Source organism: Streptomyces sp. C10-9-1 (assembly GCF_024497955.1).
In the GTDB taxonomy this organism is placed as follows: Bacteria; Actinomycetota; Actinomycetes; order Streptomycetales; family Streptomycetaceae; genus Streptomyces; species Streptomyces sanyensis.
In genome coordinates, this window is sequence record NZ_JANHKP010000011.1 from 43689 (window position 1) to 65873 (window position 22185).

Consider the following 22185-nt stretch of genomic DNA (forward strand, 5'->3'; position numbering starts at 1 on the left):
CGGCCGGTCTTCCTCGGGTCGGTGGCGCGCCCGGCGCGTGGCCGGACGCGCGGTGGCCGCGCGGGCCGCGGGTCACGGGAACGGGTGCGGGCCGGGGTTCAGGTCGCCCTCGGCGAGGTCGTCCGGCCGCAGGCCCGCCTCGCGCAGCGCCGTGCGCATCCGCGGCATGTGCCGGGCCCGCTGCCGGGTCCAGCCGAAGTCCAGCGGCAGCAGCCCGGGCACCAGCACCTTCACCGTGTGCAGTCCGAGCGCCCGTTGCTCGGGGGCGGTCTGGTCGACGACGACCACGTCGAACCCGGCGGCGGTCACGGCCTCCACCGCGGCGCGCAGGTCCTCCCGCACGTCCGGGCCGGAGCCGTCGGCGTGCGACCAGCGCAGGTCGCCCACGCCCAGCGGCTCGGGCGGCGAAGGGCGGCGCAGCAGGAAGTCGGCGTGGCGGCCCATCTCCGGCACCGCGTAGACCAGCGGGTGGTCGTGCAGGCTGGTGATCCTGCCGAAGTCCTCCGCCATGGCCCGGTACCCGGCCTCGCCGCGCCGGAAGCGCTGGAGCAGCTGCACCGAGTCGGTGGCGATCTCGCACAGGGCGGCGGCCAGCGCCGCCTCCGGGTCGAGCGAGGCGCCCGCCCCGAAGCACATCCGGCCGGGGCCGCCGTCGTGGCGCTCGGCGACCGCGGTGACCACGGGCACGGGGAAGGTGATCCGGGTGTCGAAGAACCGGGCCCGGTACCCGTACAGGGCCAGCCGCTCGACCATGACCCGGGTCCGCGGATCGGTGCTGGTGGCCGGGTCGATCTCGGGCAGCGGCTGCATCCCGTGCCAGGCGAGCAGGAAGGCGTCCCGCTCCAGCACCTCCATCAGCCCGCCGAGCACGGCCTCCGCCATGCTCCCGCCGGACGCGCAGCCGTTGGAGCTCTCCTGGACGAACCGGTGCTCGATGCCCGGCTTGTGGTAGTAGGCGAGGACCTCGGGGACCGGCCGGGGCGCACCGTCGCGCAGGGACCAGCCCCACACCCAGGGGATCGGGCGGTCGGGGGTGAACGGCGGCACCCAGGGCTGGGACCGGTGGAACGCCTCGGTGTACAGGCCCGTCTCGCGCGGGTCGACGGCGGCCGGTCCCAGCTCGCGGAGCGAGGCCGTGAGGGTGAGGGCGCGGCCGCGGGCCCGCATCCCGGCGAACCGCTCCATGCCCTCCAGCACCCCGATCAGGGTGCTGGCGCGGTAGGACGCGGCGTGCCCGCCCCAGAAGGTCTCCCGCAGGTACTCCCCCGAGCGGCTGGAGAAGCACCCCACCGTGGCCGCCGTCGTGGGGGAGGTGACGTCGCACACCACCGAGGAGCCGACCGCCCCCCAGTGCGGGTTGGCGAAGGCGTCCACCGGCAGGCCGTACGCCTCCACCGGCCGGACCCGGGCGGTCCCCGGGCGGTGCCGGGGAGCGGGCCCGAGCTCCAGGGCGGCCGCCGCCGCGGTCATCGGCTCGGGCACGGCGCACCGGGGGCAGTCGGGCTCCGGGACCAGGGGGTGGTGGCGGACCGTCAGATCCTCCAGGTCCACCAGCCACACGTCGGGAAACGGGTTGGCGCGCTCCCCCTTCCCGGCGCCCGGCCCGGCCCCCGGGCCGTCGCCCCGCGCCGCGCCGATCCGGGCGATCAGGGCCGCCACGGCCTGCGCGGCGAACGGCACCCGGTAGGGCCAGGCGCCCGCCTCCCGGGTGTTGCCGCGCAGTTCGACGCCCTCCCGCAGGCCGACCGAGCGCACCGCCTGCCACCGGCGCCGCAGGCAGGTGCCGCAGCCGGCGCGCCCGGGTTCCGGCCAGGGGCCGACCAGCGCCTGCCTGCCGTAGAGGTGGACGGGGAGGGCGGTGTCCGGGGCCGGCGGCTCCACGCCCTCCGGGTCCCGCGGGGCGAAGGCGTCCCGTACACCGAGCGCGGCGACGGCGACCTCCGGGAGCCCCGGCGCCGACCCGGCCAGAGCGGCGCGCAGGTCCCGGGCGAACAGGCGGCACGCCTCGTTCCGTCGGCCCCCGGCGGTCTCGTGGAGGTCAGAGGTCATCGTCCGCCGCCCTGGTCAGCAGGACCCGCACGGTGTGGACACCGGCCGCGGGCAGGTCCTCGGCGTGGGTCGGGACGACCAGGGCGTCCCGCCCCGCGGCGGCCAGCCGCCCCAGGACGTCCGACCAGGAGGCCGCGTCCTGCCCGGCCGCGTCCTGCCCCGACGTGACCGGGACGAGGGCCGCGTCGAGGCCGGCCAGCAGCGGATCTCCGGTGTCGGGTGCCCCCAGCACCCCCTCGGTGGCCAGCTGGACCACGCCCAGCAGGTCGCGGAGGGCGTCGGTGGCCGCGGCCGCCCGCCCGAGGGCCGCCCCGACCGCCCAGCGCCCCTCCTCGCCCGCCGCGGCCGGCCGCGCCCGGGCGAGGACCACCGTGACGGCCGTGCGCTCGGCCTCCCCGAGGTCGAGCAGCTCCACCTCCAGCCCCAGATGCGCCGCGGAGCGCAGCAGGAAGGTCGCCTCCGGGTCGTCGGCGAGCACCGCCCGGGGGATCACCGAGGTGCGCCCGGTGCCCCGCACACCGCGCAGCAGGGCCTCGTGGGAGAGCGCCGACAGCAGTCCCGCAGCCGCGGCCTCCGGCAGGCCGCCGCCCGCCCCCGCCCCGGCCCGGGACGGCTCGAAGCGGCGATCCGCGTTGTCCGGCCCGAAGGGCCGCACGGCCCCGGACGGCACCCGGACCTGCTCCTTCGTCAGCAGGGACACCGCAAGACTCCACGAGGCGACGGGATCGCCCCCCGCCCCCGTGGCCGTGGTCAGCACCTCGGGGGCCGTCCGCACGGCACCGTCCGCGCCACCGGGCGCGTGGGCGGTCGGCACCACGTGCTCGGCGTAGACCTCGGCCGCGGCGTTCAGGGCCCGCAGCCGCGCCCCCGCGGTGTGGTGCACGTCGAACGCGGCGACGGTCCTGGTCCCCGCCGGCCCCAGCCCCACCTCCACGGCGCCGACCTTCAGCGGGGTCTGGGTGACCGGCTCGTCCGCGTAGCGGGTGAAGACGCCCACCGACGGGCGGACGGCCACCGCGCGCCGGTCGAGTTCGGCCAGCGGCCCCTCGGTCGCGCCGTCGTCCGGCGCGGCCGCCACGACCGGCCGGAAGGCGGGCCGCCCGGGCGCCGCGGCCAGGTCGACCGGCTCCGGCGCCCCCCGCCGGGTCCGGCACAGCGGACAGCGCGGATGGGGCAGCAGCCGCTCGGCAAGGACGTCGAAGGAGGCCATGTCCTGGAGCAGTACCCGGTCCCGGGTCTCGGCGGGAAGCGCCTCGGTGACCAGCCGGAACACCTCGTAGCTCAGGAGGTTGCCGAGCATCGCGGCGAGTGGCCCGCGCGGCGCCTCCCCCCGCCCGGCCCCCAGCGCCACGCCGCTCCAGAGCTCCGCCGCGACGGCCGCGTCCCCCGTGGCACCCAGCCGCAGGGCGGCGCAGGCCACGCATCCGGCCGCCCCCGGGGCGCCGGCCGGACCGACCACGGCCCGGCCGCCGAAGGTCCAGGCGGGCACCAGCAGGCACCCCTCCGGCACGCCCTGCCCGAGCAGCGCCAGCGAGGTCGCGAACGCGTCCCCGCCGCATGCGGCGACGACCACCTCGTACCCCTCGTAGGCCGCCCAGCCGCCCGCGCCGCCGGGCCCCGGGGGAGGCAGCACCACCACCTCGGCGGGGCTCCCCTGCCCGGTGAGCCCGGCCACCTCCGCGCGGAGCCGGCCGAACTCCGCCGCGGTGGCGGGCCCTTCGGCCAGTGCGGCCTGCACACCGACGCGGGCGCAGCCGTTGCGCACCAGGGACAGGGCGCACCAGCGGGCGACGTCACCGTCGCCGAGGACGGCGACCCGTGTGCCGCGGAAGCGGGCGAACCTCCCCTCCGCGCCGTCGGCGTAGTGGTCGAGGTAGGCGATCTGCTCCGCGAAGCGTTCGGCCACCGCGGGCTCCACCCGGGGTCCGTCCGCCTCCTGGGAGGGGTCGGGGACCGGCCGGGCGAAGCCGCGGGCGTAGAGGGCCTTGACCAGGCCGCCCACCATCGCCTTCTGCGGCTCCCCGAACCCCGCGCAGATCTCCGCCACGGTGCGGTTCCCGTCCAGGTGCGGCACGAGGAGGGCGGCGAACCGGTAGGCCGAGGGCGAGCTGAACTGGAAGCCGCCGTCGGCGTTGTGGAAGACCACACCCTTGGGGGTCTCGGTGAACAGCACGTCGCGGCGCACTCTGGGGCGGGTGTCCGCGGTCTCCTCGTAGGGCGTCGTGGGCATGCGGGCGTGGCACCTCCGGGTCGGGGCCTGTGCGGCCGCTCGGGTCTGTACGGGTGGGGGTCGGCGGGCGTGGCACGGAGCGGACCGTGCGCCCGGCCGCGCGTCAGGGGGCGGGAGAGGGCAGCGCGCGACGGGCCGCGGCCGACGACCGCGAGAGCCCGGCGGCGGTCCGGTCGGCGCGGCGCAGCGCATGCGCGCGGAACAGCGGGTTCATCAGGAAGGCGCCGGGCTGCTCCTCTTCCAGCAGCCCCGTGTCGAGGAGGCGCTCCAGCAGCTCCTCGGCGTCGGTCTCGGCCAGCGACAGCGCCGAGCCCGCGGCCACCGCCGTGATCCGCCCCTCGCAGCGCGCCAGCCTCAACTGGGCCTCGGCCAGGGGGGCGGGCAGCCGCCCGAGGGCTTCGTCGAGCGCCAGCGGCACCGACATGCGCGGATCGTCGGGCAGCGCCAGTCGTGCGGGCAGGTCCCGGTCCAGCCACGCGGCGTAGTCCGCCAGGCGCAGCTTCGGGCGGGTCAGCAGCCGGGCCGCGGCGATCCTCAGCGCCAGCGGGACGTGCCCGCACGTCCGTGCCAGCTCCCGCGCGGCGGAGGCCTCGGCCCCCACCCGCTCCGCTCCCAGGACCGCGGTGAGCAGCGCCTCGGACTCGGGGGCCGTCAGGGCGCCCAGCTGCAGCACCCCCGGGGCGTGGGTGGCGACCAGGGCGGCGAGCCCCATCCGGCTGGTGGCGACGACGGCACCGCAGCCGGGCACGTCGAGCAGTTCCCTCACCTGGTCCGGGTGCACCACGTCGTCGAGCACCACCAGGCAGGGCCCGTGCCCGGGGCGGGGGAGCGCGGCGCGCAGCGCGGCGGCCGCCTCACCCCCGGGCCGCGGTACGCCGTCGGGCCCGGTCAGCGGCACCAGCACGCTGCCCCCGGGGTACCGGTCGGCCACCAGCTGCGCGGTGTGCAGGGCCAGGGCGGTCTTGCCCATGCCGGGGCCGCCGGAGACCACCGCCAGCACCGGGGCGGTCCCGGCGCGCCGGCTCCCGTGGGCGCCGCCCAGCAGGTCCGCCAGGGCGGCGGTCTCGCGGGAGCGCCCCGTGAAGCCGGGGACGGCCGGGAGTCGGGGCGCCGCGGCGGCCGTGCCCCCGGGGGCGGGCGGCCCGCCGCCGGAGGGGAGCGCGTCGGAGGGCTCCCGGATCGCCGCCCGGGCCGCGGCAGCCCGTGGGGCGGGCCCGGGCGCCGCGGGGGACGGGTGCGGTGCGCGGGTCAGCGTCGCCGGGAGCGCCGGGCCGCCGGGTTCGTCGCCCCGGAGGATGGCCAGTTCCAGGGACTGCAACTCGGCACCCGGGTCGACCCCGAGCTCCTCGCGGAGCCGCGTCCTGATCCTGCGGTACTCCGCCAGCGCCTCGATCTGCCGGCCCACCCGGTACAGGGCCCGCATCAGCTGGGCGGCGAAGCCCTCGTGCTGGGGGTGGGTGCGGGTGGCCTCCCACAGGTCCACCAGGACCTCCCGGCCGCGGCCCCGGGCCAGCTGGATCTCGCAGACGCGCTCCAGGACGCGCAGGCGCTCCTCCACCAGCCGGGGCACCTCGTCGCGGTGCAGCAGCTCCGAGGGGACGTTGGCGAGCAGCGGGCCCCGCCAGAGCCCCAGGGCCTCCCGCAGCAGCGGGAGTTCGGCCTCGCCCGCGGAGGCCGCCCGGTCCGCGAGCCGACGGAAGTGGAGCAGGTCCAGGGTGTCGCCGTCGGCCGGTACCCGGTAGCCCCCCGCGACCGCCACCACCGCCTGCTCCTCGACGTCGTACTTCGCGAAGAGGCGGCGCAGGCGCAGGACGCAGCTCTGCAGGGCGGCCTTGGCCGTCGCGGGCTGGTCCTCGCCCCAGACGGCCTCGCGCAGCCGGTGGGCGGGCACGACCTCCCCGGGCCGGACCAGCAGAGCCGCCAGCAGCGAGGTCGGTTTGGACGGGGGCAGGACGACCACGCCGCGCCCGTCGGTGATGCTGAGCGGGCCGAGTAGCTGAAAACGCAATGTAGTTCCCCCGTCGGTCGACGACTGCCGCACCGGTGCCTTGCGGAACCTGGGAGCGCGCCCCTGCCCCCGCGGGCCCCGCCGGGGTGCCGCGGCGCATGTCGGAACCCGGCCTCCCCTCTGGCCAGGGCAGGCCGAAACGCGTGTGGCGTCGTCCTCACGCAGTCGCTCGGTCGTGCGACTGGGGTGAGTTTCTACCGGCGTAGAACGGGGGTCAAGGGGGGTCGGGCAAACGCACAGAGAGGGCCGGACGTACTGGTTCGTGCGCCCCAACTCGACGGGAAACGGCCGGAGTCGGGGCAAGGGGCGCGGCCCGCGGGCGCTCCCCCGCGCCCGCTCCGGCCGCGCCGTCCCGGGCATGGCGAACGCCCGGTCGGCGCCCCTCCCGGCGAGGGGAGCGGAGCCGACCGGGTGCTGCCGCACCGGACGTGGTGTCAGGCGGAGCAGGAGGTGGTGCTGCAGGTGGAGCTGGAGGTCGAGGTGGAGCTGGTGCTGGTGCAGCCGGCCAGCACGACCTCGCTGGCGTCCGAGTAGTCGGAGATCTCGAAGGTCTCCGCCTCCAGCTCCAGGATCTCGTCCGCGAGGGTGCTCAGGTCCTTGCTCATGGTGCCTCCCGATGCGTCGGGACGGAGCGCCGCCGGCCGGCGGCCTCCGCCGTGTGCGTTGCGGCCATTCCAGCGGAACCCGCTCACCGTTCGGCAGCCGTTCCGCTGGCATCCCGCTGGCATCCCGCTGACGCGCCGTGCCCGCGGACGGCGCCGCCGGCCCGGTGCGGCAGCGGGGCGGGGCGGTTCCCGGGTGCGGGGCGGGCGCCCGGTGCGGCCTCCGGGTCGGTGTCCGCCAGGAGGCCGGCCAGTTGGCGGCGGGCCCGGGAGACGCGTGAGCGGATGGTGCCGACGGGGCAGCCGACCGCGCTCGCGGCCTCCGCGTATCCGAGGCCGAGCACCTGCGTGAGCAGGAAGGCCTCCCGCCGCTCGGCGGGCAGCAGGGCCAGCAGCTCCGCCAGCGCGACGCCCTCCTCGAAGCCGGGCACGCCCGGCGGCCGGCTCCGCTCCGCGGCGGCCTGCCAGTCGCGGTCCGACAACCGGGGGCGGGCCGCCGCCCGCCGGATGCTGTCCACGACCGTGCGACGGGCGATGGTCAGCAGCCACGTCCGCGCCGAGGAGCGGCCCTCGAACCGGGGCAGCGACGCCAGCGCGCGCACGAACACGTCCTGGGTCAGGTCGTCGGCGGCCTGGGGGTCGGCGCTGAGGTGCGTCACGTACCTGCGCACATCGTGCTGGAAGGCGCGGACGAAGCGGTCGGCGCCGACCGGGTCGCCGTCCCTCGCGCGCAGGGCCAGTCCGGTGGCCTCCGCGTCGGATTCCGGGGTGTGCCGGGACGGCCCCCGGCTGTCGGGACGGCAGGGGGCGGGCAGGGCAGGGGTCATTGCCGCGTGGTCCTCACGGGTGAAGGTGCCGGTCCCGCCCAGCGGGACCGGTGACGGGGACGGCCCGGCCGGAGGGCGGGGCCGATGCCCGGGGCACGGCGGACGCGTCGTCAGCGTGCTCCCGGGGAACCTGCTGTCACAGGACAGCGGGCTCCGCGGGCGGGCCCCGTGAGGTGAGGGAGTCGGCGAGGAGGCGTCCGCGCAGGACGCGTGCGGCCGTGCCGGGGCGCGGCCGGACCCCGGACCGGTGCGGAGTGCGCACGGGCAGGCCGAGCAGGACCCGCAGCGGGGCCCACACCCAGTGCGCGAGGGCGCGCAGCAGCCGGAAGACGCCCCGCTCGGTGTAGGCGAGCCAGAGTCCCGCCAGGACGGCCGCCAGCAGGTGGGCCGCGAGCATCCCCGACGCGGACATCCCGGCCATGTCGTGCCCCGCGCCCGCCCACGCCGAGCCCGCGCCGTGCACCGCATGCCCGGCATGCGGCGCCGCCACCGGAGTACCGGGCGGCGGCCGGGACACCATCGCCCCGAGCCCCGCCCCCTCGACGATCCGCATCGCCTCCCGCAGCGGCATCGACCCGGCCGGACCGGAGCCGCACATCAGGAAGTCGGCCCACTGGCGGGCGAAGGAGGCCCCTGCCGGCGCGGGCGGCCGCCCGGCCGCCTGGACGAGGGAGAAGGCCGTGTGCAGGGCGCCCTGGACGGCCACGGCCGCCCCGGTCACCGTGGGCAGCCCCCGCTCCCGGCCCGCCAGGGACCAGGCCGCGCCGGCCGTCCCCGCGAACGCCGACAGCAGCGCCCACCAGGGCAGGTCGGTGCCCGACATCAGCACATGGCCGACGGCCGCGAGCACCACGCAGACGGCCGCGAACATCGCGGCCCGGGCGGCTCGGGACAGACGACCTGGGGTCATGGCGGGCCCATCCTCGCACTCCCGCCGAGCGCCCCGGGACGCCGGTGCCCGGGGTCCCGGCCCCCGGGCGATGTGGCGCACGGCACACCGGCGGGCCGGAACCCGGCGGTGCCTCCGGCCGACTGACTCCCCGACTGCACCCACCCTTTCAGCTACTCAGCGACTCAGCGACGCCGGAAACGGAGACGACGACCGTGGCGCCACCCGGGACCGCAGCGTCCGCACCGACCGCCGACCGGGGGGACCGACGGCTCGTCGTCCTGCTCACCGGCGCGATGGCCTTCTCCATGCTCCAGCTCTTCCTCCTGGGGGCGCTCGGCCCCCGGCTGGTGGCCGACCTGGGGGTGTCGCCGACGGTGCTCGGCCTGACGACGACCGTCGGCTTCGGCACCGCGGCGCTGCTGTCCCCGATCGGGGGCCGGATCGTGGACCTGACGGGGCCCCGGCGCTCCCTGGTGCTGCTGCTCGCGGTCTCGGCCGCGGCCCTCGCCGCGATCGGGGCGGCGCCCGGCGCCGGCCTGCTGCTCTGCGCGGTGGCCCTGGGCGGGCTGCCGCAGGCGCTGGCCAACCCCGCCACCAACAAGGCCGTCCTCGCGGCCGTGGCCCCCGAACGGCGCGGCGCGGTCACCGGGTTGAAGCAGTCGGGCGTGCAGCTCGGCGCCTTCGCGGCGGGGCTTCCGCTCGCCGCACTCGCGGCGGGCCTGGGCTGGCGCGCCGCCGTCTGGACCGCCGCGGCGGCGGCGCTGCTCGCGGCGGGCTGGGCCCACCGGGTGCTGCCCGCCGACCCGGCGCGCCCCGCGGCCCCGGCGGCCGCACTCAGCGCGCCGCGCGGCATGACGGCGTGGCTCTGCGCCTACTCGCTCCTCCTCGGTGCGGGCATCGCCTCCGTCAACACCTATCTGGCGCTGTACGGGGCGCGCGAGCTCGGTCTCGGAAGCACCCTGGCCGCGGCGCTGGTGGCCGTCCTCGGCGTCACCGGGATCGCGGGCCGGGTCCTCTGGTCGCGGGCCGCCCGGCCGGGGCGCGCCGAGCGGCTGCCCGCCCTGCTCGCGGGCGGGGCGCTGCTGGCCGCCGCCCTGCTGGCCGCCGCCCGGTGGGCGGTACCGCTGGTGTGGGCGGGAGCGGTCGCCGTGGGCGTGTTCGCCGTCTCGGCGAACGCCGTGTCCATGGTGCTGGTGATGCAGCGGGCGGCACCGGGCCGGGCCGGGCAGGACTCCGCCCTGGTCGCCGCGGGGTTCTTCGGGGGCTTCGCGGTGGGCCCGGCGGTGTTCGCGCCGTTCGCCGAGAGCGGCCACTACGGCGCCGGCTGGCTGCTGGTCGGCGCCGAGTTCGCCCTGGCGGCGGTGGTCGGGTACACCTGGGCCCGCCGCGACGCGCGCGGGGAACCCGCGTGAGCGCGGGGGACTGGGCGGACCGGGCGCTGGCCGGGGTGACGGAGCGGGTACGCACCACACAGGCCCAGGTCGGCGACCGCTTCCCGCTGTACGCGGGCCCCGGGGACGGCGTCTGGCGGACGACCGGACGCGGTTCCTGGACGGGAGGCTTCTGGGCGGGCCTGCTGTGGCTGCGGGCCCGCCGCACCGGAGCCCCGGCGGACCGGAAGGCGGCGGCCGACCGCACGGCCCGCCTCGCCTCCTGGGCCGAGGCGGACACCGCCGCACGCGGCCTGATCCTCTGGTACCCGACGGCCCTCGCCGAGGACGACGCGGCGGCGGCCGCGCTCCGGGAGCGCGCGGCACGGGCCGCCCTGCGGGACCGCCACCGCGGACTCGGCATCGTCCCCTGGGGGACCGCCTTCGGCGGCCCCCGGCTGCTCGCCCGCGCGGACGGCGTCCCCGGCATGGTCCCGCTGCTCGCCACCGCCGACCCGGCCGCCGCCGCGGGCCACCTCCACCGCCATCTCGACCTCTGCCTCGCCGGAGGCGGGGAGCCCCGGCCCGCGTGGCGCTTCGACGAGGCCGGGACGCGATGGCATCCCTGCGAGAACCCGCGGCCCGGCTGGAGCCGCGGCCGGGCCTGGCTGCTGCTGGCCGTCGCCGACGCCCTGCTCCGCCCCGAGGTCGCCGCCCACGACCCCGGCCGCCTCACGGCGGCGGCCCGCCGGCTGCTCGCGCTGGACGGCGTGCTCGCCGGGCCGCTGGTCCCGCCGGACGACGCGGGCGCCCCCCACGGCCCGCTGGACACCTCCGCCGCCGCCATCACCGCGGTGGCCCTCCTCAAGCTCGCCCGGCTGCCCGAGGACTGGTCGCGCGCCTGTGCCTACCGGGGGGTGGCGATCCTGAGCAGGCTGGCCGAGGGGCACCTGACGCAGGGCGGGGACGGCCGCCCCGCGGGCATGCTGCTGGACGGCTGCTACGACGCGGCCGAGGGCCTGGCCGAGCGCCACGAGCTGATCTGGGGCGACTTCTTCCTCGCCCTCGGCCTGGCCTCGCTGAACGGCCTGGTGGACCTGACACGGGTGTAGCGCGCCCGGCGGCGCGGCGATCCGCCTCACGCCCCGGGCGCCCGCCTCCCGCCCGGTACCGCCCCCGGCCCGTGGGCCGGACCGCCGGGCGGAGCCGGCCTCGGCGGCGCCCCGGGAGGGACCGGTCCGCGGCGTCAACGGTCCGGCGGGGGAACGGGGGCGGCTTGCCCGGGGCGGGCTCCCACCGCCCCCGCCGCTTCCGCACCAGCCCTGGTGCGCGCCCGCGCAGACCCGGCCGCCCCGCCCCTCCCGTGCGCGGACCCGCCCCCACGACCGTGCGCGGACCCGTCCGCTCCGTCCCGTCCCCCGGCACCGGGCGGGCACGCCCGGGAGCCGAACCCGGCGCCCGGCGTCCGCGGCCTGCCCGAGGCGCCGTCCGCCCCGCCCCGGAAGGCCCCGGGAAGGCCCCGCCCGGGAAGGCCGGGCGGCCCCGGGAGCTCCCCTCCGCGGGAACTCCCGCGAGCGCGGGCCCGACTGACTGTCCGTGGAGCCGCTCGGGGCGTGCACGCGCCCCGGCTCCCACCTTCCGTACGACCTGGGCGCCGGCCACCGCCGCGCGCCGGGAGAGGAGAGGCATGGCGTCACCAGCAACCACGGCGGCCCTGCGGCCGCTCGACGCGATGGACACCACCGTCTCGGGGCCCGCGGAGATCGCCGGCGTCGTCGCCGCGCACCTGCACCTGCTCGGTGCCCGTCCGGCCCGCACCGCGGAGGCGGACGCCACCCCACCGCAGGCCCGCACCGGCCGGTTCACCCTGGGCGGAGGGGACTTCGCCCCCGTGCACGCGACCGCCGCCTGGGGAGCCCCCGGCACCGGGGTCGCCGACGAGGCCACCGCACAGGCCGCCACCGGCGTCATGGCCGTCCACGGGCGCCGCGACGGAGCCCCGGCCGGACTGGCCGCCGACTACACGGCCACCGCCACCGCCGTGCTCACCGTCCAGGGACTGCTCGCCGCCCTCCTCGGGCAGGCACGCGGGACCGGGCCGCACCGCCCGCACACGGGTGCCGACCGGGCCGGACTGCTCGCCGTCTCCCAGTACTTCGCCGCCGCCGGTGCGGACGAGGGCGAAGCGGCCGACATCGCCCCCGGCGGACCGCCGTTCACCTCCGCCGACGGGGTCCTGTTCGAACTGGAGACCCTCGACCCGGGCGCCTGGGCCGCCTTCTGGCGGGCACTGGACGCCCCCGCCGCAGCGGTCCGGGCCGGCTGGCGGCCCTTCCAGTTCCGCTACGCCACCGCCTGCGCACCCCTCCCGGCCGGACTCCACGAGGCCACCCGCAGGCGGACGCTGGCGGTGATCCGCCGGGCGGCGGAGACCTCCGGCGCCGAGGTGTGCGTCCTGCGCACGCTGGCCGAGCGGCACGCCGAGGCGGACGGCGCGCCTCCCTGGTCCTTCCGCCCGGTCGACGGCTTCGCCGCCGACCGGACGGCCGGGCACCCCCTCCCGCCCGTCCCGCCCACCGCCGACGGGCCCCTGTCGGGCCTGACCGTGCTGGAGGCCGGACGCCGCATCCAGGCCCCCCTCGCCGCCCACCTCCTGGGCCTGCTGGGCGCCGAGGTCGTCCGCATCGAACCGCCCGGCGGGGACCCCCTGCGGGGGATGCCCCCCACCTGCTCCGGCGTCTCGGCCCGCTGGCTCGCCCTCAACCGGGGCAAGCAGGCGGTGGAGATCGACATCAAGTCCGCGGCCGACCGCGGCCGGCTTCGGGACCTGGCCGCGACGGCGGACGTCTTCCTGCACAACTGGGCCCCCGGCAAGGCCGCCGAACTCGGCCTCGACGCCGAGGACCTGGCCCGCGCCAACCCCGCCCTCGTCTACGCCTACACCGGCGGCTGGGCCGGCCGCATCGAGGGCGCCCCGATGGGCACCGACTTCATGGTCCAGGCCCGCACCGGCGTCGGGGAGGCCGTCCGCCCCGACGGAGAACCGCCCGCCCCCTCGCTGATGACCCTGCTCGACGTGCTCGGCGGCCTCCACGGCACGGAGGCCGTGCTGGCCGGACTGCTGCTCAGGACGCGCACCGGGCGCGGCGTCCGCGTCGACTCCTCCCTCCTGGGGGCGGCCGACACCCTCACCGCCGCCGCCCTGGCCCGGGTCGGACGCGGAGAGAACCCGCGCCGGGCGGCGGGCTTCCGCCGCCCGCTGCGCACCGCGGACGGCTGGATCGCCCCCGCGGACGCCGACGCCCCCGCCGCCGCGGCTCTCGACGTCTCCGCGCTGCCCACCCCCGAGGCGCTCGCCCTGCTGGCCGGCCGGGGGCTGGCCGCCACGGCGGTCACCACCGACCTCACCGGCCTCCACCACGACCCGCGCTTCGCGGGATCGATCCACCGCGACGCGCACGGCGCCCCCGCCGTCCCCGATCCCTGGAGCTTCGCATGACCGACGGCCCCGCCCTGAAGGACCTGCTGCCCGCCGGACTCCGCCGCTCCTGGGCGGCCGACGGCAGCTGTCCCGACCTCGACCTCTACAGCCTCTTCAGAGCCCGCCGCTTCGCCGAGCCGCACGCCCCCGCCGTCCTCGACGCCAAGGGCACGCTCTGCTACACGGCCCTGGACCGCAGGGTCCGGTGTCTGGCCGCCGGCCTGCGGGACCTCGGCATACGCCCCGGCGACGTCGTCGGCGTCCAGCTCCCCAACCACCGCAACGCCGTCATCGCCGACCTGGCCCTGGCCGCCCTGGGGGCCGTCGCCCTCCCCTTCCCGGTGGGGCGCGGTGTCCTGGAGGCCGAGTGCCTGCTGCGGCGGGCCCGGGCCGTCGCCGTGATCGCCTCGGCGCGGCACCGGGACTTCCACCACGCGGCCGACCTCCTCGCCCTCTCGCGGTCCCTGCCGGGCCTGCGGCACGTCGTCGCGGTCGGGCCCGGGGCCGCGCCCGAGGGCACGGCGGCCTGGTCCGCGCTGATGCGCGGCGACGCCCGGGACTTCGTCCCGGCCCGCCCCGACCCGGACGGCGCGGCCCGCATCCTCGTCTCCTCCGGCTCCGAGGCCGAGCCCAAGATGATCGCCTACTCGCACAACGCGCTCGCCGGCGGGCGCGGCAACTTCCTCGCCTCCCTCATACCCGACCGGACGCCGCCCCGCTGCCTCTTCCTGGTGCCGCTCGCCTCCGCCTTCGGCTCCAACGGCACCGCCGTCACCCTCGCCCGCCACGGCGGCACCCTGGTCCTGCTCGACGGCTTCACCCCCGGGGCGGCCCTCGCCGCGCTGCGGGAGCACCGGCCGACGCACGTCCTCGGCGTGCCCACCATGGTCCGCATGATGCTCGAGCACCTGGACGCCACGGGGGAGCAGGTCCCCGCGCCCACCGCCCTGGTCCTCGGCGGGGCGCCGCTCGACGAGACCACCGCCGCGGCGGCCTCGGCCGCCTTCGGCTGCCCCGTCGTCAACCTCTACGGCTCCGCCGACGGGGTCAACTGCCACACGGGCCTCGCCCACGCGGTCCCGCCGACCGACGGCACGGGAGTGGTGGCCGGCCGCCCCGACCCGCGCGTCACCGAGATCCGCATCGCAGACCCGGACACCCACCGGGCCCTCGCCGACGGCACCGTCGGCGAGATCATCTCCCGCGGCCCGATGTCCCCGCTGTGCTACGTCGGCGCCCCCGAGCTCGACGCCCGCTACCGCACCCCCGACGGCTGGGTCCGCACCGGGGACCTGGGCTACCTCGACACGGACGGGGTCCTGCACGTCGTCGGGCGGCTGAAGGACATCGTCATCCGCGGCGGCGCCAACATCAGCCCGGCCGAGGTGGAGCGCGGACTCGCCTCCCATCCGCAGGTCAGGGACGTCGTCTGCGTCGGCGTCCCCGACCCCCTGATGGGCGAGCGGCTCGCGGCCTGCGTGGTACCCCGGGGGGACCGCGCCCCCACCCTGGACGCGCTCGGCGACCACCTGGAGGCCGGCGGCATGGAGCGGCGCAAGCACCCCGAACGGCTCCTGGTCGTCGCGCGGATGCCGCTGACACCGGCCGGGAAGCCCGACCGGGCGGCGCTGCGGGAGCGCCTGACCGCGGACCCGGCCGCACAGGAAACCCCGGGGGACCGGCCTCCGCTGGCCCAGGCGGGCTGACGGACACCACCCCCGACCCTCGGACCCGGCCCGGCCCGGCACGTACGTGCCGGGCCGGGCCCCTGCCTCATGCGCCCCGAAACCGGCGCAGCAGCCCGGCGGACACGTCCCCGGCGAGGACGCGGCCGGGGCGCCCCCCCCGCACGGCCCGGCCGAGGGAGGCCACGGCCGGCACGCCCGCGCCCGGGAAGGGCTCCGGAGCCCCGCGCCCCGGGCGGGGGACCGCCCGCGCCGTGCTGCGCGGACGGGGCGCCGCGGCCGCCGGTCAGGGGGTGGAAGGCGGGGTGGAGCACGCTCTGGACGGCGCCGGGGAACAGCGCCGTCGCGGCGAAGCGGTGGCGGCGGAGCCCCCCGAGCCCCGTGCACACCGGTGCCGGCACGGCGAGGACGCCCGCCGGGCCGGCGGCGCCGGGCAGCCGACCGCCCGCGGCCGTACGGCCGACCGCTCCCGGCGGCAGGCACGCCGAGGAGCCCGGCGGACCCACCCGGGTCCGCCCCGTTCCCGGGTCCGTGCACGGCCGTAAACCGGCTCCGCCGCCCGGGGACGCCGCCCCGGGCTCCCGGGGGCGCCGGGGCGCCTCCCGGATCACGCACCGTCAGCCTGCCTGCCGCGCACGGCGTCCGGCGGGGGAGCGCGGCCCGGGGAGCGCGGCGCTACCGGCGGCCGGTGACACGGCTCACCGGGCGCGGGAACGGGCGGAGGCCGCGTACGGGACGCCGACCCGGAACGCCGCGCACGCGGCCGCCGCGTCCGCCCGGCGGGAGGGTCAGGACCCGCCCATGGCCTTCCTGATCCCGGCCGCCGCGTCGCGGTAGACCGCCAGCAGGTCGAGGTCCTCACCGGGGTAGTTGACGATCTCCACCTGCTCGGCACCGGAGTCGGGCAGCACGGTGCCGGTGGACATGTGGGCGTTGTCCAGGACCAGCGCGGGCTTCTTCGCCGACAGCTCCGCCAGCTGCGCCGGGGTCACCGGCTCCGGACCGTAGGTCCCGGCCGGGGCCACCCCGGCCAGCTTCGCCGCCCACACGGTGAAGAGCTGGCTGACCACCACCGGGCTCCCGCCGTCGGGCCACGCCGCCCGGACGTCCTTGTTGAGGGTCTCGTACTCGGTGTCGAACCTCGTCTTCCACCGCGTCGCCGCCTCCGCCGTGCCGAACAGCGCGGCCAGCTTGTCCACCTCGGCCTTGACCTTGTCCGGGTCGTTGTCGAGGTTCACCTCCACCAGCTTCGCCGAGGAGCCCGCCGCCTCCTTGATCTTCTCCGCGTACGGCTCGAACGGGGCGTAGAGCACGAAGTCGGCCTGGGCGACGGCGGTCAGGTCGGAGGGCTTGGGGTCGTAGTCGGGGGCGTGGTGCACCGACTGGGGGACGATGACCGTCACGTCCTCGGCACCCGCGGCCTTGGCGAACGCCCCCTCCCAGGTGGTCGTGACGACGACCGCGGGCTTCTCCCCGCCCTCGGACGCGGCCTCGGAGCCGGTTGCCCCCGCCGCGGGCGCCGAGGCGCCGGAGGGGGAGGTGGTGTCGCCGCCGCCGCAGCCGGTGACGAGGGCCAGGCCGACCGCGCTCAGTGCGAGGAGGGAAGGGATGCGGACGCCGGTGCGCGCCATGGGCTGGTTCTCCGTTCGGATACGAGATGCACGGCGAGGACGACCGCCCCCGCCATCAGGACCAGGACCGGGCCCGGGGGCCAGTCCAGCCACAGGGCCAGCAGGAACCCGCTCAGGTTCACCGCGACCCCGATACCGATCGCCCAGAGGGTGATCGACTTCAGTGAGCTGCCCAGGCGCCGTGCCGCCAGGGCGGGCAGCAGCGTGAGGGCGTCGACCAGCAGCGCCCCGGTCAGCTTGATCGCTCCCGCCACGGCCACCGCGACCAGCACCAGCAGGGCCGCCGTCAGCGCCCTCACCGGCACCCCGGAGCACTGGGCCAGCTCCCGGTCGTACAGCAGCAGTCCGATGTCGCGGCGCCGCCACCAGAACAGCGCCGGGACGACGGCGGCGAGGGCTCCGAGCACCACGAGGTCGGGGGAGCCCACCGACAGGATCGACCCCCACAGCAGGGCGAAGGCGCCGGAGGCGTTGACCCCGGAGACGGCCAGGAGCAGCAGCGCCGCGGCGATGGCCAGGCTCATCAGCAGCCCCATGGCGCCGGACAGGCCGTCCGGGGTGCGGGCCAGCGGCGCCACGCCCGCCCCGGCCAGGGCGCAGGCCACCAGCGCGCACAGCATGGGGTCGAGCCCGGTCAGCAGCCCGACGGCGATGCCCAGCAGGGCGACGTGCATCATCGCGAACCGGACCGGCATGATGTCCAGCCCCACGATGACCACCCCGATGACCGGCAGGCCGACCGCCGCCAGCAGCAGGGCGAGCCCGGCCCGCTGCACCGGCACCAGCTGGAGCAGCGCTCCGACATCGGCCGTCGCGAGGGCGTTCACCGGACCTCCCGCAGCCGTCCGGCGGCCATCTCCAGGACCCGGTCGCACCGTTCGGCGAGGGCCCGGTCGTGGGTGACCACGACCAGGGTCACCGGCAGGGAGGCCAGCACGTCCGCCGCCTCCGCCTGCCCCTCGAAGTCCAGGGCGGCGGTCGGCTCGTCCGCGAGCAGCACCTCGGCCCCGGCGGCCACGCAGCCGATCGCCCGGGCCAGGTACATCCGCTGGAGCTGCCCGCCGGAGAGCGTGTGCAGGGGCCGGTCGGCGAGGGTGCCGACGCCGAGGCGGGCCGCCGCCTCGGCGGCCTCGGCCGGGGCGTGGCTGCTGTCCAGCAGCTCGGCGCCGAGCAGCGGGAACCGTCCGGCGGCCGGTTTCTGCGGAATCCAGGCGCAGCTGCGGCGCCGCCAGGCCCACTCGGCGGCCGTGCGCGTGCCGCGGCCCCCGACGAGGATGGAGCCCCCCGCCTGGCGGTGCAGCCCGAGCACGGCGCGCAGCAGGGTGGTCTTGCCCGACCCGTTGGTCCCCGTCAGGGCCACGCGGTCGCCGGCGGCGACCTCCAGGTCCACCCCCGAGACGGCCTCCACCCGGCCGTGCCGGCACGTGACCCCGTGCATGCGCACGTCCAACCCGCCCATCCCACACCCTTCACCGCAGCACGACGCGGGGGCGGTTCACCCCCCGGACACCGCAGTAGTCGGGAGGAAGGGTCCCCTGGTTCCGGCGCCGGGGAACATCGCGCCCCACCGCGCGCCCCCGCCCGGCCTCGTGCGCCCGCCCGGCCTCGTGCGCCTGCCGTCCCTGCGACGGGAGGCCCGAGCCGGCCGACGCGGGCGGCTCCTCAGCGGGAGGTGTCGCCGACGACCACCGCGTAGCCGCCCACCCCGACCAGGTCGTCGCCGGAGAACTGCTCCTCCGCCGTCAGCAGCCGGCTCACCCGCCCCGTCTGCTCGTCGAACTCGACGTCGAGCACCGTGCCCCGGGCCTCGCCCGCCTCGGTGAGCACCGGCTTGCCGATCGGGTCGTGGTCGGGGTGGGTCTGCTGCCCGCTCTCGATCTCCTTCTCCCTGCGGAGGCGGGAGGCGTCCCTGACGGTCACCGCGTCCGGGCCGAACGACTCCACGTCCTTCCAGGCAAGCATGTGGCGGCCGCCCCGGCCGCGGGTCTTCAGCCGCAGCCCCGAGATGCGGGCGGGGGACGGTGCGAGGGTGCACGCCGTGACGGTCCCGAGCGTTGCCGCACTGGACAGTTCGACGACGTCCTCGCCCTGGGCCCGGGTGAACAGCATCGCTCAGTCCTCCTGCTTCTCCTGCGCGTCCTGCTCCAGGCGCCGGCGCAGCCCCTCGGCCGCGGTGCCGAAGCTCTCCAGGGTCCCGGCGCTGTGCTCGGCGGTCTCGTCGGGCACCAGCACCCGCTCACTGGAGACGGTGACGGGCCCGGCCACGGGCACCAGCACGCTGCCGTGCCCGGGGCTCTCCAACTCGTAGCCGGCGACGACGGGGGTCGCGCCCGTCTCGATGATCGCGTCCGTGATCGTCCCCAGCCGGGTGCCGCTGCGGGTCGTCATGGCGATGCCCAGCACGTTGCCGCCCCCGGGCTCCTCCACCGCGCTCTGCGCGGTGGAGTCGTCGTCCTCCAGGGCGTTCCCGGTGCGGACCATCACGGCGTCGGGGCCGAGCCGGTGGACGTTCCTCCAGAGCAGCTCCCGGTGCAGCGGGCCCGACAGCAGGCCGCGGCCGGTGAGGGTGAAGCCCCGGATCCGGCCCTTCGAGGCGTCGAAGAGGATGTCCTTGACCTGGGCCACGTCCTCGCCGCCCAGGGTGACCACCGGCTTCCTGATGATCTCGCTCGCCCGCAGGTACGTGGTCACGACCCGGACCTCCTCCCGCGGGGCCGCCGCCCCTGCGCGATCACCCCGCCGGACCGCCGCCGCGCCTGGAGGGCCACGAGCGCCGCGCCGGCCGCGGCGAGCACGGCGACCACGATGACGAGCCAGATCCACCAGTCCATCTCCGAGCCCCTTCGCCGAGGCGGCACCGCCGTACTCCTTCAAGCATCGACCCGGGACCGGCGGCTGTCGACCGCCGGGCGGCGTCCCCGGGCCGTACGGCAGAGCCGCGTCAGGCAGGTCCGACCGGGGCGGAGGCCGCCTGACGGGGCACGACGGCTAGCGCTCCGCGGGCACCACGGCGACGGTGCACTCCGCCGCGTGCAGCACCTCCCCGCTCACCGAACCGAGGAGCAGCCGCTTCAGCCCGGTCCGCCCGTGCGTCCCGACCACGAGCAGCCCGGCCCGGCGCGCGGCGTCGACCAGGATGCGGGCCGGGTGCCCGTGCACGGCGCGCACGCGCACCTCCAGGTCCGGGTACGCGGCCCGGAAGGGGGCCACCACCTCCTCCAGCGGACCCTGCTCCGCGCCGGCGGCCGTCTCGTGGTCGATGCGCAGCGGCCCGGCGGGGCCGGTGGCGAGCAGGCTCGGCGCCGTGGAGGCGTGGACCACGTCGAGCGCGGCCCCGCGGATCGCGGCCTCGTGGAGAGCGAAGTCCAGCACGGCCGGCCGGACGTCGTGCACGTCGACGCCCACCACCACGCGGTTGTCCCGTTCCGCTTCGCCGCCGGGCCTGGCCACCACCACCGGACAGGCGGCGTGCGTGGCCACCTGGAGGCTCACCGACCCCAGGGGCAGGCGTGCGAAGCCTCCGGTGCCGCGGTGCCCCAGCACGATCAGTGCGGCCTCCTCCGACCGGTCCACCAGCGCGGCCGTGGGGGACCCGGTCACCAGCTCCACCGCCACGCCCAGCTGCGGGAACTCCCGCATCACCGTGGCGGCGAACGGCGCCGTCACCCGCTCCGCCCGGTTCACGTACGTCTCGTCCGCGGCCCCCTCCCCGGAGGTGCCCGAGGGCAGCGGCCACTCGACCGCGTGCAGGATCCGCAGGCCGGTGCCCCGGCGCTCCGCCTCCTCGGCCGCGAGGCGGACGACCCTGTGCTGCCCCTCGGCGTCGACCACGCCGACCACCACCGTGCCCGCCACCCGGTCCTCCGCCACGGGGCACCTCCCTCGTCTCGTCGCCCGGACGGGGCTCACCGGTCACGCCCGGTGAGCCCCGTCCGCGTCCTCTCCTCATGACACGGGACCGGTTGCCCGTCGGCAACAGCTGACCCCCGCGACGCCCCGGCACGCACCGGCCCCGACCGGCCCGGTCCCGAGCGGGGACGGGCGAATCGTGCTAGTCAGGGGCTATGGCGACACAGGGGCCGGAATCGTTCGCACGACTCCGGGCGCGGGTGGACGGCGAGCTGGAGGAGATCTCCGTCAGGCTCCGGTCCCTCGCACGGGCCCAGGAGCACTTCCACGGCCTGCTGGGCGCCTTCCACGCGCTGACCGGCGAGCTGGAGCTGCCCGCCCTGCTACAGACGCTCCTGAGCACGGCCCGGGATCTGGTGGGGGCCCGCTACGGTGCCATCGGGGTGCTGGACGCCTCGGGGGACGCCCTGTCGGACTTCATCCCCGTCGGCCTGGACGAGGACGAGCGCCGGGCCCTCGCCCACGTCGAACTCCCCCGGGGCCGCGGACTGCTCGGCCACCTCATCCGCGACCCGGAGCCGCTGCGGGTGGACGCCATCTCCGAGCACCCCGAGTCCGTGGGGTTCCCGTCCGGCCATCCGGACATGACCCGCCTGCTGGGGGTGTCGATCCGTGGGCGCCACGGCGTCTACGGCAACCTCTACCTCGCCGACCGCACCGACGGGCTGCCCTTCGACGAGCACGACGAGGCCGTCCTGACCGCCCTCGCGAGCGCGGCGGCCGTCGCCATCGACAACGCTCGGCTCTTCCGGTCGGTGCGGGAGGGGGCCGAGCGGTTCCAGCGCCTGCTGGTGCCCCGCCTGCCGGACCTCAGCCCCTACGAGGCGCACGCCCTCTACCGCCCGGCAGGCACCCCGGGGCACCACGTGGGCGGGGACTGGTACGACGCGATGCGGCTCCCCGACGGGTCCTGCGCCATGATGATCGGCGACGTCGTGGGGCACGACCTCCACGCCGCCGCGGCCATGGCCCAGACCCGGAACATGCTGCGGGCCCTGCTGTACGAGCTGCGCGGCCCGCCCAGCTCCGCCCTGTGGCGCATGGACCGCATCCAGCAGGCGATCACCGACCTCCCGGTGGCCACCGCGTGCCTGGTGCGGATCCACCGCGCGGGCCGGGACCGCTACCGCATGCACTGGACCTCGGCCGGCCACCTGCCGCCCCTGGTGGTCGACCCGGGCGGCGCCGCCCGGGTGCTGAGCGGCGAGCCCGGTCTGCCGATCGGCGTCGACGCCGGCCACCCCCGCCCGGACCACGGCCTGGACCTCGCACCGGGCAGCACGGTCGTCCTCTACACCGACGGGCTCGTCGAGAGCAGGGGCGAGGCCCTGGACGCCGGGCTGACGGCGCTGGAGCGCGCCGCCGCCCCGCTCGCCCGTGCCCCGCTGGGCCGCTTCTGCGACGCCCTCGCGGACCTGCGCCCCGCGCCGGAGGGCGACGACACGGCCGTCCTCGCCCTCCGCGTCCCGCCCGGGTAGCCGCCGCCCCGGCGCACCGCGCC

At 77.8% G+C, this 22185-nt stretch carries 17 protein-coding genes and 1 pseudogene; 5 read left to right on the forward strand and 13 right to left on the reverse strand.

Annotated elements, in window-relative coordinates:
- Nucleotides 1-72 precede the first annotated feature (72 nt).
- From NPS70_RS17190 to NPS70_RS17215, 6 genes are all read right to left on the reverse strand, one after another.
- Nucleotides 73-2049 (reverse strand): TOMM precursor leader peptide-binding protein, encoded by a 1977-nt coding sequence (locus NPS70_RS17190; protein ID WP_256525160.1) that lies wholly within the window; start codon nucleotides 2047-2049, stop codon nucleotides 73-75.
- Entirely contained in the window at nucleotides 2039-4279 is a 2241-nt protein-coding gene (locus tag NPS70_RS17195; RefSeq protein WP_256525161.1) for a TOMM precursor leader peptide-binding protein, read from the reverse strand. Before NPS70_RS17195 ends, NPS70_RS17190 begins: the two co-directional genes overlap by 11 nt.
- Before the next feature lie 103 nt (nucleotides 4280-4382).
- Nucleotides 4383-6287 carry a BTAD domain-containing putative transcriptional regulator gene (locus tag NPS70_RS17200; protein ID WP_256525162.1) on the reverse strand — a complete coding sequence of 635 codons (1905 nt, stop codon included), beginning with the start codon at nucleotides 6285-6287 and terminating at the stop codon, nucleotides 4383-4385.
- 434 nt (nucleotides 6288-6721) lie between these two features.
- Nucleotides 6722-6892, reverse strand: coding sequence for a thiazolylpeptide-type bacteriocin (locus NPS70_RS17205; protein ID WP_112471283.1), 171 nt, complete (start codon nucleotides 6890-6892; stop codon nucleotides 6722-6724).
- Nucleotides 6893-6975: 83 nt separating this feature from the next.
- On the reverse strand, nucleotides 6976-7716 hold the full coding sequence (locus NPS70_RS17210) for a sigma-70 family RNA polymerase sigma factor (RefSeq protein ID WP_256525163.1): 741 nt from the start codon (nucleotides 7714-7716) through the stop codon (nucleotides 6976-6978).
- 136 nt (nucleotides 7717-7852) lie between these two features.
- The gene (locus NPS70_RS17215) at nucleotides 7853-8626 is read right to left on the reverse strand and encodes a hypothetical protein (RefSeq protein WP_256525164.1); all 774 of its coding nucleotides are present in this window, start codon (nucleotides 8624-8626) and stop codon (nucleotides 7853-7855) included.
- A 194-nt stretch (nucleotides 8627-8820) separates the two neighbouring features.
- Here NPS70_RS17215 and NPS70_RS17220 point away from each other — a divergent pair, with 194 nt between their 5' ends.
- From NPS70_RS17220 to NPS70_RS17235, 4 genes are all read left to right on the forward strand, one after another.
- Complete coding sequence (locus NPS70_RS17220) at nucleotides 8821-10020, forward strand: MFS transporter (RefSeq protein WP_256525165.1); 1200 nt, start codon at nucleotides 8821-8823, stop codon at nucleotides 10018-10020.
- On the forward strand, nucleotides 10017-11090 hold the full coding sequence (locus NPS70_RS17225; protein ID WP_256525166.1) for a sugar ABC transporter permease: 1074 nt from the start codon (nucleotides 10017-10019) through the stop codon (nucleotides 11088-11090). Before NPS70_RS17220 ends, NPS70_RS17225 begins: the two co-directional genes overlap by 4 nt.
- Nucleotides 11091-11665: 575 nt before the next feature.
- Complete coding sequence (locus tag NPS70_RS17230; RefSeq protein WP_256525167.1) at nucleotides 11666-13477, forward strand: CoA transferase; 1812 nt, start codon at nucleotides 11666-11668, stop codon at nucleotides 13475-13477.
- Nucleotides 13474-15165 (forward strand): class I adenylate-forming enzyme family protein, encoded by a 1692-nt coding sequence (locus tag NPS70_RS17235; protein ID WP_256525168.1) that lies wholly within the window; start codon nucleotides 13474-13476, stop codon nucleotides 15163-15165. Before NPS70_RS17230 ends, NPS70_RS17235 begins: the two co-directional genes overlap by 4 nt.
- A gap of 767 nt (nucleotides 15166-15932) precedes the next feature.
- Here NPS70_RS17235 and NPS70_RS17240 read toward each other — a convergent pair.
- From NPS70_RS17240 to NPS70_RS17270, 7 genes and pseudogenes are all read right to left on the reverse strand, one after another.
- A complete protein-coding gene (locus NPS70_RS17240) occupies nucleotides 15933-16775 on the reverse strand; it encodes a metal ABC transporter substrate-binding protein (RefSeq protein WP_256525169.1) in 843 nt (280 codons plus the stop codon).
- Nucleotides 16733-17602 (reverse strand): metal ABC transporter permease, encoded by an 870-nt coding sequence (locus tag NPS70_RS17245; protein ID WP_256525170.1) that lies wholly within the window; start codon nucleotides 17600-17602, stop codon nucleotides 16733-16735. Before NPS70_RS17245 ends, NPS70_RS17240 begins: the two co-directional genes overlap by 43 nt.
- A complete protein-coding gene (locus tag NPS70_RS17250) occupies nucleotides 17599-18234 on the reverse strand; it encodes a metal ABC transporter ATP-binding protein (protein WP_256525171.1) in 636 nt (211 codons plus the stop codon). Before NPS70_RS17250 ends, NPS70_RS17245 begins: the two co-directional genes overlap by 4 nt.
- A gap of 203 nt (nucleotides 18235-18437) precedes the next feature.
- Nucleotides 18438-18884 carry a PRC-barrel domain-containing protein gene (locus NPS70_RS17255; RefSeq protein ID WP_256525172.1) on the reverse strand — a complete coding sequence of 149 codons (447 nt, stop codon included), beginning with the start codon at nucleotides 18882-18884 and terminating at the stop codon, nucleotides 18438-18440.
- A gap of 351 nt (nucleotides 18885-19235) precedes the next feature.
- A pseudogene (locus NPS70_RS28905) lies at nucleotides 19236-19466 on the reverse strand (PRC-barrel domain-containing protein); the annotation flags it as partial.
- Nucleotides 19463-19606 (reverse strand): hypothetical protein, encoded by a 144-nt coding sequence (locus tag NPS70_RS17265; protein WP_256525174.1) that lies wholly within the window; start codon nucleotides 19604-19606, stop codon nucleotides 19463-19465. The pseudogene NPS70_RS28905 and the gene NPS70_RS17265, both read right to left, overlap by 4 nt.
- A gap of 157 nt (nucleotides 19607-19763) precedes the next feature.
- Nucleotides 19764-20645 (reverse strand): universal stress protein, encoded by an 882-nt coding sequence (locus NPS70_RS17270; RefSeq protein WP_256525175.1) that lies wholly within the window; start codon nucleotides 20643-20645, stop codon nucleotides 19764-19766.
- Between the two features lie 194 nt (nucleotides 20646-20839).
- Here NPS70_RS17270 and NPS70_RS17275 point away from each other — a divergent pair, with 194 nt between their 5' ends.
- Nucleotides 20840-22162, forward strand: a complete 1323-nt coding sequence (locus NPS70_RS17275) for a PP2C family protein-serine/threonine phosphatase (RefSeq protein ID WP_256525176.1) — start codon at nucleotides 20840-20842, stop codon at nucleotides 22160-22162.
- Nucleotides 22163-22185: the final 23 nt, after the last annotated feature.

Excerpts from the sequence above, each read along its gene's own strand:
- NPS70_RS17190 (WP_256525160.1), bottom strand. The coding sequence starts at position 2,049 with ATGACCTCTGACCTCCACGAGACCGCCGGGGGCCGACGGAACGAGGCG.
- NPS70_RS17195 (WP_256525161.1), bottom strand. The coding sequence starts at position 4,279 with ATGCCCACGACGCCCTACGAGGAGACCGCGGACACCCGCCCCAGAGTG.
- NPS70_RS17205 (WP_112471283.1), bottom strand. The coding sequence starts at position 6,892 with ATGAGCAAGGACCTGAGCACCCTCGCGGACGAGATCCTGGAGCTGGAG.
- NPS70_RS17210 (WP_256525163.1), bottom strand. The coding sequence starts at position 7,716 with ATGACCCCTGCCCTGCCCGCCCCCTGCCGTCCCGACAGCCGGGGGCCG.
- NPS70_RS17215 (WP_256525164.1), bottom strand. The coding sequence starts at position 8,626 with ATGACCCCAGGTCGTCTGTCCCGAGCCGCCCGGGCCGCGATGTTCGCG.
- NPS70_RS17230 (WP_256525167.1), top strand. The coding sequence starts at position 11,666 with ATGGCGTCACCAGCAACCACGGCGGCCCTGCGGCCGCTCGACGCGATG.
- NPS70_RS17235 (WP_256525168.1), top strand. The coding sequence starts at position 13,474 with ATGACCGACGGCCCCGCCCTGAAGGACCTGCTGCCCGCCGGACTCCGC.
- NPS70_RS17240 (WP_256525169.1), bottom strand. The coding sequence starts at position 16,775 with ATGGCGCGCACCGGCGTCCGCATCCCTTCCCTCCTCGCACTGAGCGCG.
- NPS70_RS17250 (WP_256525171.1), bottom strand. The coding sequence starts at position 18,234 with ATGGGCGGGTTGGACGTGCGCATGCACGGGGTCACGTGCCGGCACGGC.
- NPS70_RS17255 (WP_256525172.1), bottom strand. The coding sequence starts at position 18,884 with ATGCTGTTCACCCGGGCCCAGGGCGAGGACGTCGTCGAACTGTCCAGT.
- NPS70_RS17265 (WP_256525174.1), bottom strand. The coding sequence starts at position 19,606 with ATGGACTGGTGGATCTGGCTCGTCATCGTGGTCGCCGTGCTCGCCGCG.
- NPS70_RS17275 (WP_256525176.1), top strand. The coding sequence starts at position 20,840 with ATGGCGACACAGGGGCCGGAATCGTTCGCACGACTCCGGGCGCGGGTG.